Genomic DNA, 14,309 nt, shown 5'->3' with positions numbered 1-14,309 from the left:
CAGTGGCAGGAAGTCGATCAGGTGCTCGACGATGTGCACCGCGAAGAACACGTCCACCGAGTCGTCGCGCAGCGGCAGCGAGCCGGCGAGATTGGCGACCGCGTTCACCCCCGGCGCGGGATAGATGTCCAGCCCCAGGTTGCCCGGCCACTGCTTGGTCGCGCCGCAGCCCAGGTCGACCACCACCGGCGCCCGCCCGCCCACGGCGACCCGGCACCAGACCCCGAGTACGCCCGACAGCCGGCCGATCAACTCCCGTACCAGCCGCAACTGCGCCGGGTCGGCGACCGCGCCGGTCAGGTGCGCCACCCCCCGGTCGAAGCGCACCTCGACGGTCGTCCCGCGTAGCCGCTCGTCGTGCCGGACCAGGTCGGCCCACGCCTCGGCGAGAAACTCGTCGGTCTGCCGGAGTCGCTCACCCGAGAGCGCGGTCTGCCCCATCGCCACCATGCGCCACCTCCGGCGGCCCGTTACCCCCATTTCACCCCAATATGCCCCGACCCGTCCGCCGTCCTCCTCCACCCCGTCCCGCCGTCCGCCCCGCCCCACCCCGTTGATCAAGGAGTTTGTGTCACCAGAAGACGCCCGCGAGGACACAAACTCCTTGATCACCGGGGCGCGCCCGAGATCTTGGAAGATTTCGGCGGTCATGGGGGCACTTTCCTTCCAAGATCTCCCGCGACTCGGGGATCAAGGAGTTCGTGCTGGCGTCGGCGTGGATGGACCCGAACTCCTCGATCGCGAGAGGCCACCCCCCACCCCGTTGATCAAGGAGTTTGTGTCCTTTTTCGAGGGCGACGTCCACACGAACTCCTTGATCACCGCCGGTCTCGGTCGGGGTGTGCTCCGATGCCGCGGGCCCCGGACGGGCGCACTGTCGATCATGGAGTTGTGGCCCGGGCCAAGCTCGCAAAAGGGGCAGGCGAGGGGCCGCAACTGCAAGATCGACGCGCTGAGGGGCGGGAGGGGCGGGAGGGGCGGGGAGGGAGGGGTGGCGGGCGGGAGGGAGGAGGGTCAGGGGGAGAGGGTTCGGCGGATGGTGCGGGAGCTGCGCATCCGCTGGCGCGGCTGGGCCGCCGCTGCCTTCGGGCGCTTGAGGTGGTAGCGGTGCAGCTCGTTGTTGCCGGGCAGCGACGGGTCCTCGCTCATCGCGACCAGTTCCCAGCCCTGGTCACCGGCCCGGTTCAGGTGGGCCAGCGCGGTGTCGCCGTACGGTGTCACGTCGATCATGGAGCCGTCCGGGCCGTACCAGATGAAGACGACCTCGAACCCGAGGTCGGTCGACGCGGGTTGACGACGACGGACCAGCAGCGCGTACTCCCACTTGAGCATGCGCTCATTGTGGACCCGCGCGCGCCGGTCGGCATGGATCAGTGTTCGGCGATCCGTCCGTCCGCCACGCGCAGCCGCCGGTTGACGCTCACCGCGTCGAGCATCCGCCGGTCGTGGGTCACCAGCAGCAGCGTGCCCGGGTAGCTCGCCAGCGCCGATTCGAGCTGCTCGATCGCGGCCAGGTCGAGGTGGTTGGTCGGCTCGTCGAGCACCAGCAGGTTCACGCCGCGCCCCTGCAGCAGCGCCAGCGCGGCCCGGGTCCGCTCGCCGGGGGACAGCGTCGCCGCCGGCCGCAGCACGTGGTCGGCGCGCAGCCCGAACTTCGCCAGCAGCGTCCGCACGTCCGCCGGGGCGAGATCGGGTACGGCGGCGCCGAACGCGTCGAGCAGCGGCTGGTCGCCGAGGAAGAGTCCCCGGGCCTGGTCGACCTCGCCGACCACCACGCCGGGGCCGAGCGCGGCGTGCCCCTCGTCCAGTGGCAGCCGGCCGAGCAGCGCGGCGAGCAGGGTGCTCTTGCCGGAGCCGTTCGCCCCGGTGATCGCCACCCGGTCGGCCCAGTCGATCTGCAGGTCCACCGGGCCGAGCGTGAAGCCGCCACGGCGTACCACTGCTCCTCGCAGCGAGGCCACGACGGCGCCGGCGCGGGGCGCGGCGGCGATCTCCATCCGCAGCTCCCACTCCTTGCGCGGCTCCTCGACCACCTCCAGCCGCTCGATCAGCCGGGCCGTCTGCTTGGCCTTCGCGGCCTGCTTCTCGGTCGACTCGGTGCGGAACTTGCGGCCGATCTTGTCGTTGTCGGTGGCCTTGCGGCGGGCGTTCTTGACGCCCTTCTCCATCCACGCCCGCTGGGTGCGGGCGCGCGCCTCCAGGTCGGCCTTCGTGTCGGCGTACTCCTCGTACTCCTCGCGGGCGTGCCGGCGCGCCACCTCCCGCTCCTCCAGATAGGCCGCGTAGCCACCGCCGAAGTGGTTGACCTGCCGCTGATGCAGGTCCAGCTCGACGATCCGGGTGACGGTGCGGGTGAGGAACTCGCGGTCGTGGCTGACCACCACGGTCCCGGCGCGCAGCCCGGTGACGAAGCGTTCCAGCCGGTCCAGCCCGGCCAGGTCGAGGTCGTTCGTGGGCTCGTCGAGCAGGAAGACGTCGTACCGGCTGAGCAGCAGCGACGCGAGCCCGGCGCGGGCGGCCTGCCCGCCGGACAGGCCGGTCATCGGATGGTCGAGGCCGACGTCGAGACCCAGCTCCGCGGCCACCTGCGCCGCCCGCTCGTCCAGGTCCGCGCCGCCGAGGTCGAGCCAGCGTTCCAGAGCATTCGCGTACGCGTCGTCGGCGCCCGCCGCCCCGGCGGTGAGCGCCTCGGTGGCGGCGTCGAGCGCGGCCTGCGCGGCGCTGACCCCGGTGCGCCGGGCCAGGAACTCGCGGACCGTCTCGCCCGGCCGGCGCTCCGGCTCCTGCGGCAGGTAGCCGACGGTCGCCGTGGGCGGGCTGAGTGAGACCGTGCCCTGCTCGCGTGGGACCAGCCCGGCGAGGGTACGCAGCAGCGTGGACTTGCCCGCGCCGTTGACCCCGACCAGACCCACCACGTCGCCGGGCGCGACGACCAGGTCGAGGTCTTCGAAGAGGAGGCGGTCACCGTGGCCGGCGGTGAGGTCCTTGGCGATCAACGTGGCGCTCATCAGGGCACCGAGCCTACCGGCGTGCGCATCCGGATTACCGCGACCCACGCTTGCGGCGGCACCGATCTGAGGGAGACTCACTGCCGTGGTGACCACACTGGCGATCGACTGCGGTGGCGGCGGGATCAAGGCCTCCGTGCTGGATGCCGCCGGAACCATGCGCGCGCGGCCGTTGCGCGTGCCCACGCCGTACCCGCTGCCGCCTGGCTTGTTCGTCAAGACGCTGCTGGATCTCGGCGCCCGCCTGCCCACGGCGGACCGGCTCACCGTCGGCATGCCCGGCATGATCCGGCACGGCGTCGTGGTGGCCACGCCGCACTATGTGACGCGGTCCGGGCCGCGCAGCCGCGTCGACCCGGACCTGCTGGCCGAGTGGTCCGGGTACGACGCGCGCACCGCGCTGGCCGAGGCGTTCGGCGTGCCGGCGCTGGTGTTGAACGACGCCGAGGTGCACGGCGCGGGCGTGGTCGCCGGGACCGGCTGCGAGCTGGTGCTGACGCTCGGTACCGGGCTCGGCAGCGCGCTCTTCGACGGCGGGGTGCTGGCGCCGCACCTGGAGCTGTCGCACGCGCCGGTGCGGTGGAACACCACCTATGACACGTACGTGGGGGAGCCGGAACGGCGGCGCCTCGGCGACGCGTTCTGGTCCCGGCGGATCCGGCAGGTGGTGGACGGCCTGCGGCCGGTGTTCCGCTGGGACCGGCTGTACCTCGGCGGCGGCAACTCCCGGCTGATCCGGCCCGAGCAGGTGGCCCGGATGGGCGATGACGTGGTGATCGTCCCGAACACTGCCGGAATCGTCGGCGGTGTCCGGGCCTGGGACCTGGTCGGCGGCCGGTACGACCCCACAACCTGATCTTTCGCCCCGCAGGAACACTCGCGCTCCCGCCGGTGTTGTGCCAGCGTCGGACCAAGGCCTGGCGCGACACGAGGAGGTGGGTCGAGTGGATCTTCTGGCGGAGTACCGGCGGGCGACCATGTTCTTCGAAGCGGGTGATCCGACCGGAGCGGCCCGGCTGCTCGAACCGATCATCGAGGCCGAGCCGGACAACTCGTCGGTCCGGCAGCTGCTGGCCCGCGCCTACTTCCAGTCGGCCCAGCTCAACCGGGCCGAGGAGCAGTTGCGCGAGCTGGTCGACCGGGACCCGAGCGACCACTACGCGCACCACGTGCTCGGCCGCACGCTGGAGCGGATGAACCGGCCCGTGGACGCGCTGCGGCACCTGCGCATCGCGGCCGCGATGTACTCGACGAACACCGACTACGCCACCGCGCTGCGCCGGGTGGAGGGCAAGGTCGGCCGTTGACTGATCACGCGGAAGGGCAGCCCGCCCGGGCTGCCCTTCCGCGTACCTAGGATGGGACCGTGAAGCTCAAGCTCGACCTCCACGACATCTACAACAAGGGCCACGACATCGATCGTGCGCTGCGCGGGATCATCGACGAGGCGGTGGCGAAGAAGGCCACGCTCGTGGAGATCATCCCGGGTAAGGGGTCGGGCGCGCTGAAGAAGAAGGTGCTGCGGTTCCTCGACCAGAAGGACGTGAAGCAGCTCTACCACCGGGTCGAAAAGGACTCGAAGAACTTCGGCCGTTTGTTCGTGCATTTCCGCTGGAAGTAGAACCGGCATGCCCCTGACCTGCGTCCTGGGTCGTTCAGAGGGGGCCGAAAGCAAGATCATGCCGTTTCCGGGTGCTCCGGCACGTACCGCCGTCCGTGTCAGAACTTGGGGTTTATGTAGCTACCCCAGGTCCAATTCTGGTCTTCATCGCTCATGCCGCGGATATCAATATCGAGCGGTTCGAGGTGGGCCGCCGGAAGGGGGTCCGAGTCTACGATAACTTGCAGGGAGCCGGTGAGAGTGTAGTATCCGGAACGCGGATCAATGCACTCTTTCCAGTTGTAGTTCGCGGCAGTGAGATAGATGCTTCTTTCCTGATAGCCTTCCTGGTTGAGCATGACGTGACCCCACGAGTAGGTACCCGAGGCGAGCTGGATCTGCCTGGAGATGCACGCAGTGGCCATGCCCTCCGCCGGGATCCGCGCAAGCTTCGTCGACTTGGTCAGGTAAGCGGTTGCGGCGGCATTCGCAGGAGACGCGACTCCAACCAGACCTGCGGCTATGAGAATCGACGCAACAGCGGACCGCAATTTAATCAGACGCAAGGAATCCCCCGATAGTTGGGCCACACACCTTCCGTGAGCGGCCGGTGCCCGTTGCTCGTAGCAAGCTATCGAGGAAGATGAGCGGGCGCAAGGGCATGATGTCTGTCACGAAGCGCTACCGCTCGTAAGCATTTCCTGGTTGTTGCGCTCAGGCACTCCTGCATGGCTAATGGCGCAGTCGGGGGAGAGTGCCGTTCAACATCAGGCCGTTTACCGGCCGCCCCATCGCTGTCAGCACGATCGGGCGCGGCTTGCTCTAGCTTGATCCACTCCACCTCGCCGAAGTGGCGGTATCCCGGCGCGGGGATACCCCCACATCGGCGAGGTGGTGCAAGTAAGTGGCGGTCAGAGCGGGTACGTGCGCGCCACCGCCAGCATCTCCGAGCTGTGCGAGCCGACCACGCCCACACCCTCCGGCCGCTCCCGGAACCCGGGCACCCCGGAGAGCCCGTCACTGGCGTCCATCGCGCGCACCGAAACGGCCCCGGCGCCGGGCACGAGCGTCAGCGTCACCTCGACACCCTCCGGCGGCGGGGCGTGGAACACGATCCCGAACCCCCACTTCCCGCCGCCCGGCTCGACCGGCACGTCCCGCCCGGCCACCGAGGCGGACCGCACGGTGGCGGTGCTGGTGTCGACGTGCAGCGTGAGCAGGCGTACCTGCCGCTGCGGCGTCACGCGCACCCGCAGCACGCGCTGGTCACCGGTGCGGGTGTCGGAGAGCAGGTCCAGCTTCGGGGCGGGCAGGGGCGCCGCGGCGGCCGGCCCGGCGCGCATCTCACTGTTGCCCAGCCCGGGGAAGTCGTCGGCCACCGCGATGCTCCGGTCGACGTAGCCGTCGGTCCAGGGCTGCGGCTTCTCCTCACGGGTGAGCCAAGCCGCCTTCCCGGTACCCGCGTCCAGCGCGTACATCAGGTGGGTCGGCACGGGATGCGCGGCGTCGAAGCGGTCCACGGCGAGGCCGACCCCGGCGAGCACCACCGCCGCCAGCGCGGCGGCCGCGGCGGGCAGCGCGCCGAGCCGGCGTGCGCGCAGCGCGAGCAGGCCGCGCTGGCCGCCGGCCCGGGGGTGCAGCAGGTCGACCACCGGGAGTACGGCGAGGCCGAGCAGCACCGCGACGAGCGCGGCAACAGCGCCCATGCCCATGCCGAGCGCCGGGAACAGCAGCACCACCGGCGGCAGCAGGATCACCACCGCCACGGCGGCGGCGAGCGTCACCGCGACCACCGGCCACGGTCCGTCGCGCCGGGTGGCGAGCGCGGCGAAACCGGCGAGCGCGCCGGCCAGCGCGGGCAGTGTCGTCAGGTACGCCCCACCGGGCACCGCCACGGCGAGCAGCACTCCGAACACGGCGAGCCAGGCCAGCCCGCCGAACGCCAGCGCGGCCGGGCCGACGCGGCGGCGCAGCAGCGCGTACCAGCAGAACAGCACCGCGGCGGAGAGCGCCACCACGGCGAGCCGGTACCAGACCGGGCGGTACGGGTCGAGCAGCTCGGCGTACCCGGGGCGGATCGTGGTGATCGCGGCCCAGAGCAGCCACGCGCCGAGCGGCGCCACGACGACCGGCAGCAGGGTGAGGCCGAAGCCGGCGGCGAGCGTGCCGGCGGTGGCGCGGCCCCGGCGGCGCAGGAGCCAGCCGAGCGCGCCGACGGCGAGTAGCGCGGCGACGGCGAGCGGCAGTGTCAGCCAGCCGGGGTAGCGGACGAGCCCGCCGAGCACCGGGAAGTAGGTGTCGTCGTGGCCGGCGCTCAGGTCGCCCAGGTCGGTACGGCCGAACTCGCGGGCCAGGCCGAGCGCGTTGTCGCCGTGCATCTGGAGGCTGCCCCGGTCCACCCGGGCCGGCACGTCCAGCGGGGTGTGGTAGATCGCGCCGCCGTCGATGTACGCCGAGTTCAGGCCCACGAATTTGCGGTCGAGGAACGCGGTGAAGTCGGTGTCGTTCGGCAGCGCCCGGTAGATCTCCACCGCGAACGAGGTGCCCACCGGGTGCGGCGCGGCCTTGCCGAACACCTCCACGAGCTTCGCGTTGTTCCGGGACGTCTCGAACATGATCACCGGGCCGGTGGAGCCGCGCGCCTCCAGGTTGAGCACCACCCCGCCGTCACGGGCGAGCGGGTGGTCGGCGGCGAACCCGGCGGCCCCGCACAGGCACGCCTCCTCCGCGTCGGTCAGCACGAAGACGATGTCGTTGCGGGGGCGCGGGCCGGTGGTGAGCGCCCGTGCCACCTCCAGGATCGTGGCGGTGCCGGCGGCGTCGTCGTTGCCGCCCGGCCCGGTCTGCACCGAGTCGTAGTGGGAGACCAGGAACACCTTCCCGGTCGGGTCGGTGCCGGGGAGCCGGGCCACCACGTTGCGGACCCGGGCCAGCGTGGCCCCGCCGGCCGCGCCGGACAACTGCCCGGCCTCGGGCGCGACCGCGTCCTGCACCTCGGTCTGCAGGCCCAGCCCGCGCAGCGTCGCCACCAGGTGCTCGCGTACCCGGTCGTTCGCGGCGCTGCCCGCCACGTGCGGCTCGGCGGCGATCACCTCGACGTTCCGGTACGCCCGGGCGGCGCTGAACTCGCGCTCGGGCGCGTCCGCCGGGGCCGGCGCCGGGGTGGAGAGGCCGACCAGGACGCCCGCCCCGACGGCGAGCAGCGCGATCAGCGCGGCGACGGCGCTGGTCAGCCGGCGGCGGGGCTTGGTGAGCGCCCGGTCGGCGGGACGGGTGGGGGGTGCGCCCACGGGGACTCCTCGGGGTGGATCAACGGGGTGGGCATCATCCTGCACCCCCGGGGGCTGCGGCGGCAGTCCTCGGACGGTGCGCTGCGGGCGTGACAGCGCTCCCGGCGTAACATCGTCTGTCGACCGTGCCGCTGTGGAGGTGGACCGGTCACCCGCTCCGCCGCGCCGGTGTCGGCCGCGTTGTGTATGACTGTGGTCTGAGTCAGGATCAGCAGGGCATTCGGAAGGAGCCCGACATCACCAGCGAACTCCCGCGACTCGCGGCGGTTACCCGACCGCAGCGGGGTTCCGGCGCATCGGGCGCCGTCCACGTGCCGTCGGCCGGGGCGGGGCTGCACGGCGGCGTACCGCCGGGCGAACGGCTACGGGTGCTGCTGGTCGAGGACGACGAGGGCGACGCCTTCCTGGTCGGCGAGCTGCTCGCCGAGACCAACTCGATGATCGACCTGCTGGTGGCGACCAGTCTCAGCGAGGCCCGGCAGCGGGTGATGGGCGTGGACTGCGTGCTGCTCGACCTGGGCCTGCCCGACGCGCAGGGCCTGGACGGGCTGCGCCGGGTGCTGGAGATGGCCAGCGGCGCGGCGGTCTGCGTCCTGACCGGCCGGTCCGACGAGCACCTGGGCATCGTCGCGGTCGCCGAGGGCGCGCAGGACTACCTGGTCAAGGGCCAGGTCGACGGGGTCCTGCTGACCCGGGCGCTGCGGTACGCGGTGGAGCGCAAGCGGGCCGACGAGAACGCCCGCCGGCTGCGTGAGGTGGAGCTGCGCCAGGCCGAGTCCGCCCGCCTGGAGCGCGGCCTGCTGCCGCAGCCGTTGATGACCACCGACGAGGTGTCGGTGCACACGTTCTACCGGCCCGGCCGGCACGCCGCGCTGATCGGCGGCGACTTCTACGACGTGGTGCAGACCCGGCCGGACCGGATCGACCTGATCGTCGGCGACGTCTGCGGGCACGGCGTGGACGAGGCGGCGCTCGGCGTCGAGCTGCGCGTGGCCTGGCGGGCGCTGGTGCTGGCCGGGGTGCCGGACGACGAGGTGCTGCCCGCGCTGGAGCAGGTGCTGATGAGCGAGCGCCGCCTCCAGGAGATCTTCGCGACGGTGGCCACCACCCGGCTCGACCTGGCGTCGGCGCGGGCCACCGTACGCCTCGCCGGTCACCCGCCGCCGCTGCTGCTCAGCGGCGGCACTGTTGCTCCGGTGCCGGCCAGGGGCGGGCTGCTGCTGGGCGTACGGCCGCGCCGCCCGATCGCCTTCGACCTGGAGTTCGACACCGACGACTGGTCTCTGCTGATGTACACCGACGGCCTCATCGAGGGCCGGGTGGACGGCGGTGACGAACGGCTCGACGTGCCCGGTCTGACCGATCTGCTCGCCGACCCGGCCAACCGGGCGGTGCCGCTGTCCGAGCTGCCCGCCTGGCTGGTGGGGCGCGCCGAGCAGATAAACGGTGGCCCGCTGGCCGACGACGTGGCGATGTTGCTGGTCACGCGGGGCAGCGGCCGGTGAGCGCGAAGGGCGACGGGGAGGAACCGGTGAAGGCGTACCAGCAGGGGTGGACCCTGCGGCGGCGGGTGGCCGCGCTGCTCGGCGTGGTGGTCGTGCTGCTGCTCGGGTTGGCCGGCGCGGAGGCGGCGGTCGCCGCGCAGAACCGCCAGAACATCGACGCGGTGCTGCTCAAGACCGGTCCGCTGCGGGTGCAGGCGCAGGAGCTGATGAGCGCGCTGCTCGACCAGGAGACCTCGGTGCGCGGGTACGCGGTGAACGGCGACCGCACCGACCTGGAGCCGTACCAGGAGGGCGTGAAGCGCGAGCAGAGCCTGGCCGCCTCGATCCGCGATCTCTCCGCCGACTACCCGGACGTGCGCCGGTCGCTGGACGTGGTGGAGCAGAAGACCGCGCAGTGGCGGAGCCAGGTGGCCGAGCCGGTGATCAGCACGGTCGAGCGGGACGGCGCGGCGGCGGGCCAGGCGCTGATCACCGACGCGACGCGGCAGCAGTTCGACGGCATCCGTTCGTCGGTGAACACGCTCCAGGACGAGATCCTCACCGTCCGGCAGGAGACCGCCGACCGCGTCAACGCGACGAGCAACACGCTTGTCGTGCTGCTGATCATCGCCGCGCTGGTGGTCACGACGGCCGGCGTGGTCATGCTGCTCTCGCTGGACCGGATCCTGATCCGCCCGCTGGCCGCCCTGGTCGGCCAGGTGCGTGAGGTGGCCGACGGCGACTACCGGCACCGCATCGAGGGGTCCGGGCCGCCGGAGTTCCGCCGCCTCGCCGAGGACATCGACCAGATGCGGATGAAGATCGCCCGCGAGCTGGACGAGGTACGCGAGGCGCGGGAGCGCATCGAGTGGGTCAACAGCCAGTTGCAGAAGCAGGCCGAGGAGCTGACCCGCTCCAACCGTGACCTGGAGCAGTTCGCCTACGTCGCGTCGCACGACCTGCAGGAGCCGCTGCGCAAGGTGGCCAGCTTCTGCCAGCTCCTTCAGCGGCGGTACGCCGGGCAGCTCGACGAGCGCGCCGACCAGTACATCGCGTTCGCGGTGGACGGCGCGCAGCGCATGCAGCGGCTGATCAACGACCTGCTGGCGTTCTCCCGGATCGGCCGGCTGACCACCGGTTTCACCGAGGTCGACCTGAACAAGGTGATGGGCGACGTGGCGGGGCAGACCGAGGCGGCCGTGCAGTACGCCGACGCGGAGCTGACCTGGGGCGAGATGCCGACCATCCGCGGCGAGGAGCCGCTGTTGACCAACCTGCTGGTCAACCTGGTCAGCAACTCGGTGAAGTTCCGCCGCCCGGATGTGCCGCCGAAGGTGCACGTGTCGGCGCGGCTGGTCGACGGCGAGTGGGAGATCAGCTGCCGGGACAACGGCATCGGGATCGAGCCGGAGTTCGCCGACAAGATCTTCGTGATCTTCCAGCGGCTGCACTCGAAGGACGCGTACCCGGGCACCGGCATCGGGCTGGCGATCGTCAAGAAGATCGTGGAGTATCACGGCGGCCGGGTCTGGGTGGACACCGACGCCGACGAGGGCACCACGATCCGGTTCACGCTGCCCGCGCTGGAGGCCGACATCGAGGCCGCCAAGGCGGCGGAGGCGGCGGAGGTGGCCGAGGCCGGGGAGCAGGCCGAGGCCGCCGAGGGTGACCCGGCGGCCGTCGGGCGTCAGCCGGACGGCGAAGCACGCGAAGAGCCGCCCGCGGAGGCGGACGGACACGGTACAAACGGTGGCATGAAGGAGACGGTGGGATGACCGCGCCCGCGGACGGCAAGAGCCCGATCGAGGTCCTGCTCGTCGAGGACGATCCGGGCGACGTGCTGATGACCCAGGAGGCGTTCGAGGAGCACAAGCTCCGCAACCGCCTCACCGTCGTCTCCGACGGCGCCGAGGCGCTCGCGTACCTGCGCCGTGAGGGCCAGTACGCGGACGCGGTGACGCCCGACCTGATCCTGCTCGACCTGAACCTGCCCCGGCGCGACGGCCGGGAGGTGCTGGAGGAGATCAAGAAGGACGGGGAACTGCGCCGCATCCCGGTCGTGGTGCTCACCACCTCGCAGGCCGACGAGGACATCCTGCGCAGCTACCAGCTGCACGCCAACGCCTACGTGACCAAGCCGGTGGACTTCGAACGCTTCATCTCGGTGGTCCGCCAGATCGACGAGTTCTTCGTCAGCGTGGTCAAGCTGCCTCCGCGTGGCTGACCCGCTGCTGGACGACGTCGGCGCGCTGCTGCGGGAGGCGGCGGCCAAGGTCGTCGTGCCGTTGTTCCGCCGGCTCGACGAGGCAGACATCTCCGAGAAGGCGCCCGGCGAGGTGGTGACTGTCGCCGACCGGGAGGCCGAGGCGCTGATCTCCGAGGGTCTGCGTCAGTTGCTGCCCGGTTCGGTGGTGGTCGGCGAGGAGGCCGTCGCCGAGGACCCGGACCTGCTGCGGCACCTGCGCGGCAGCGGTGACGTATGGCTCGTCGACCCGGTCGACGGCACCTCCAACTTCGCCGCCGGGCGGCGGCCGTTCGCGCTGATGGCGGCGCTGCTCACGGACGGCGTACCGGTGGCTTCCTGGGTGTACGACCCGCTGGACGGCACGATGGCGGCGGGCCGGCTCGGCGCGGGCACCCGGCTGGACGGAGCGACGCTGCGGACGCCGCCGGCGGAGCCGCGGGTGGGCGCGCTGCGGGGCACCGCGGCGACGAAGTTCCTGCCGCCGGACTTCCGCCGCCAGGTGGAGGAGGGCGGGCGCCGCATCGGTGAGTTGCTGCCCGGCCAGCACTGCGCCGGCCGGGAGTACCTGGACATCCTCACCGGCGCGCAGCAGTTCGTGTTGTTCTGGCGCACCCTGCCGTGGGATCACACGCCGGGCACCCTGCTGGTGCGCGAGGCCGGCGGTGTGGCCCGCCGCTTCGACGGCGCCGACTACCACCCGGCCGACGACGGCACGGGACTGCTCGTGGCGGCCAGCCCGGAGATCTGGGACGAGGTGAGCGCCGCCCTGCTGGGTGGTTGAGCGGCGCTGCGCGACGGCCACGGCACGCTGCGTCGACGCCAGCCGCCGTACGCCGTCTCCGGCCTGGCGTGTCGCGCGTGTTCCGGTATCGTGACCGGCGGTCTCCGCCAGCAGGCCGCCGACCGGCGCCGGCGGAGACGCCGCTCGGTGTACGGGGGCCGGCGGTCGACGGAAGGACCAACACGTGCCCAGGACCAGCTCTACCGGCCGGCGCGCCCGGCGGTCGCTGCTCGCCGCGCTCGCCGCGCTGGCCGTGCTTCTCGGCTCCGGCGTGGCCGCCGGGCCGGCCGCCGCCGTACCCAGCCCGAACGCCCCGAACGAGGGCGGCAGCAAGCAGCTGCGGGCGGCGCTGGAGGCGGCGGCGAAGGGCCACATCGAGGCCCAGAACAAGCTGGAGAACTCCAAGCGCCGGCAGAAGGCGCTCGACGCCCAGCTCAAGGACATCGAGGTACGCCTCGTCGGGCTCAGCGCGCAGGCCGGTGAGGTGGCCGCGCAGTCGTACCGGATGGGCCGGCTGACCGCGACGTCGATGCTGCTGGCCAGCGCCGACCCGAACGACTTCCTCAAGCGCGCCGCCGAGCTGGACGTGATGGCCCAGCGGGACAGCAAACGGCTGCGGGAGCTGGCCGACGCGAAGGCGCAGGCGGCCGAGGCGAAGCTCGCCATCGACGCCGAGGTGCGCGAGCAGGCCAAGCAGGTCGCGGTGCAGGCCCGCAAGAAGAAGGACGCCGAGGTGGCGCTGGCGAAGGTCAGCTCCGGCGCCGGGTCCGGGTTCAACGGCACCTCCTCGTCGGCGAAGCCCGCGCCGCGCAACTCGGACGGTTCGTGGCCGTCGGAGTCGTGCTCGGTGGACGACCCGACGCCCGCGTCCGGCTGCATCACGCCGCGCACGCTGCACATGCTCCAGCAGGCCAAGGCGGCCGGTTACAAGCGCTACGCCTCGTGTCACCGCAGCGGTGGCGGCGGCGAGCACCCCAAGGGCCGGGCCTGCGACTTCTCCGCCGCCAGCGGCGGGTTCGAGGACAAGACGGCCACCGGTGGCGACAAGGCGTACGGCGACAGCCTCGCCGCCTGGGCGAAGAACAACGCGAACCGCCTCGGCATCATGTACGTCATCTGGTATCGGCAGATCTGGATGCCGAACACCGGCTGGCGCGCGTACAGCGGTGGCGGCAGCCCGGCTGCGGACCACACAAACCATGTTCACATCTCGATGTATTGACGCGGCCCGCCGGCGGCGCTGCGTACCATCGCCACGGTGAGCAGCACATCGTCCGACGTCATGGCGGAACCGGCGGCCGACGCCCCGGTCCCGCCGCGGGCCCTCCCGAACGGGCTCGCCGCGTTCCTCGTCTTCTTCTCCAGCGGCGCGGTGCTGGTGCTGGAGACCGTCTCGTTGCGCCTGGTCGGCCCGTACGTCGGGGTGACGCTCCAGGTGACCAGCTCGGTCATCGGCATGGCGCTGGCCGCGATCGCCTACGGGGCGTGGTTCGGCGGGTGGCTCGCCGACCGGCGTGACCCGCGTACCCTGCTCGCCCCGGCGCTGGTGCTGGCCGGCATCGCCACCGCCGTCACGCTGCCGATCGTCAGGTACGCCGGTGAGGTGCTGCGCGGCGGCGCGGCGAGCGCGGTGCTCCTGCTGACCGCGCTGACCGTGGTGCTGCCGGCGGCGCTGCTGGCCGGGATCACCCCGCTCGTGGTGAAGCTTCAGCTCGCCGACCTGCGCCGCACCGGCCAGGTGGTGGGCAAGCTGTCCAGCATCGGCACGCTCGGCGGCATCACCGCCACGCTGGGCACCGGCTTCGTGCTGGTGGCCGCGCTGTCCAGCTCCGTCATCGTGCTGGGACTCGCCGCCGCGCTCGGGGTGACCGGGCTGGGGCTCGGCGTGTGGCTGCGACGGC

Annotated in this window: 14 protein-coding genes; 9 read left to right on the top strand and 5 right to left on the bottom strand. The window is 72.1% G+C overall.

The window, feature by feature from the left end:
• The 3 genes from KBX39_RS07805 to KBX39_RS07795 form a co-directional block, all read right to left on the bottom strand.
• Positions 1 to 450, bottom strand: a 450-nt coding sequence (locus KBX39_RS07805) for a BON domain-containing protein (RefSeq protein ID WP_210869782.1), incomplete at its 3' end; no start/stop codon positions are given.
• Positions 451 to 1,014: 564 nt separating this feature from the next.
• Positions 1,015 to 1,332, bottom strand: a complete 318-nt coding sequence (locus KBX39_RS07800; RefSeq protein WP_043328117.1) for a hypothetical protein — start codon at positions 1,330 to 1,332, stop codon at positions 1,015 to 1,017.
• 38 nt (positions 1,333 to 1,370) lie between these two features.
• The gene (locus KBX39_RS07795) at positions 1,371 to 3,008 is read right to left on the bottom strand and encodes an ABC-F family ATP-binding cassette domain-containing protein (RefSeq protein ID WP_064446663.1); all 1,638 of its coding nucleotides are present in this window, start codon (positions 3,006 to 3,008) and stop codon (positions 1,371 to 1,373) included.
• Between the two features lie 85 nt (positions 3,009 to 3,093).
• Here KBX39_RS07795 and KBX39_RS07790 point away from each other — a divergent pair, with 85 nt between their 5' ends.
• The 3 genes from KBX39_RS07790 to KBX39_RS07780 all read left to right on the top strand — a co-directional run bounded on the left by KBX39_RS07790 (position 3,094) and on the right by KBX39_RS07780 (position 4,629).
• Positions 3,094 to 3,864, top strand: a complete 771-nt coding sequence (locus KBX39_RS07790; RefSeq protein ID WP_064446662.1) for an ROK family protein — start codon at positions 3,094 to 3,096, stop codon at positions 3,862 to 3,864.
• A gap of 88 nt (positions 3,865 to 3,952) precedes the next feature.
• The gene (locus tag KBX39_RS07785; RefSeq protein ID WP_018787684.1) at positions 3,953 to 4,315 is read left to right on the top strand and encodes a M48 family metallopeptidase; all 363 of its coding nucleotides are present in this window, start codon (positions 3,953 to 3,955) and stop codon (positions 4,313 to 4,315) included.
• Between the two features lie 59 nt (positions 4,316 to 4,374).
• Positions 4,375 to 4,629, top strand: coding sequence for a Smr/MutS family protein (locus tag KBX39_RS07780; RefSeq protein ID WP_064446661.1), 255 nt, complete (start codon positions 4,375 to 4,377; stop codon positions 4,627 to 4,629).
• Positions 4,630 to 4,727: 98 nt separating this feature from the next.
• Here KBX39_RS07780 and KBX39_RS07775 read toward each other — a convergent pair whose 3' ends face one another.
• Both KBX39_RS07775 and KBX39_RS07770 read right to left on the bottom strand, forming a co-directional pair.
• A complete protein-coding gene (locus KBX39_RS07775; RefSeq protein ID WP_147265155.1) occupies positions 4,728 to 4,967 on the bottom strand; it encodes a hypothetical protein in 240 nt (79 codons plus the stop codon).
• Positions 4,968 to 5,519: 552 nt separating this feature from the next.
• Positions 5,520 to 7,898 (bottom strand): M28 family peptidase, encoded by a 2,379-nt coding sequence (locus tag KBX39_RS07770; protein WP_210869780.1) that lies wholly within the window; start codon positions 7,896 to 7,898, stop codon positions 5,520 to 5,522.
• A 311-nt stretch (positions 7,899 to 8,209) separates the two neighbouring features.
• Here KBX39_RS07770 and KBX39_RS07765 point away from each other — a divergent pair, with 311 nt between their 5' ends.
• From KBX39_RS07765 to KBX39_RS07740, 6 genes are all read left to right on the top strand, one after another.
• On the top strand, positions 8,210 to 9,403 hold the full coding sequence (locus KBX39_RS07765; RefSeq protein WP_064446658.1) for a PP2C family protein-serine/threonine phosphatase: 1,194 nt from the start codon (positions 8,210 to 8,212) through the stop codon (positions 9,401 to 9,403).
• A gap of 26 nt (positions 9,404 to 9,429) precedes the next feature.
• A complete protein-coding gene (locus KBX39_RS07760) occupies positions 9,430 to 11,157 on the top strand; it encodes an ATP-binding protein (protein WP_064446848.1) in 1,728 nt (575 codons plus the stop codon).
• On the top strand, positions 11,154 to 11,606 hold the full coding sequence (locus KBX39_RS07755) for a response regulator (RefSeq protein WP_043328130.1): 453 nt from the start codon (positions 11,154 to 11,156) through the stop codon (positions 11,604 to 11,606). The genes KBX39_RS07760 and KBX39_RS07755 overlap by 4 nt, the downstream gene beginning before the upstream one ends.
• On the top strand, positions 11,599 to 12,408 hold the full coding sequence (locus KBX39_RS07750) for an inositol monophosphatase family protein (protein WP_210869777.1): 810 nt from the start codon (positions 11,599 to 11,601) through the stop codon (positions 12,406 to 12,408). The genes KBX39_RS07755 and KBX39_RS07750 overlap by 8 nt, the downstream gene beginning before the upstream one ends.
• A gap of 184 nt (positions 12,409 to 12,592) precedes the next feature.
• Positions 12,593 to 13,630 (top strand): hypothetical protein, encoded by a 1,038-nt coding sequence (locus KBX39_RS07745; RefSeq protein ID WP_210869776.1) that lies wholly within the window; start codon positions 12,593 to 12,595, stop codon positions 13,628 to 13,630.
• A 60-nt stretch (positions 13,631 to 13,690) separates the two neighbouring features.
• On the top strand, positions 13,691 to 14,309 hold a 619-nt coding region (locus KBX39_RS07740), incomplete at its 3' end, for a fused MFS/spermidine synthase (RefSeq protein ID WP_210869784.1).

This window comes from Micromonospora sp. D75, from assembly GCF_018070405.1.
GTDB classification, from domain to species: Bacteria; Actinomycetota; Actinomycetes; order Mycobacteriales; family Micromonosporaceae; genus Micromonospora; species Micromonospora chalcea.
This window is presented reverse-complemented; position numbering and strand designations above follow the sequence as displayed.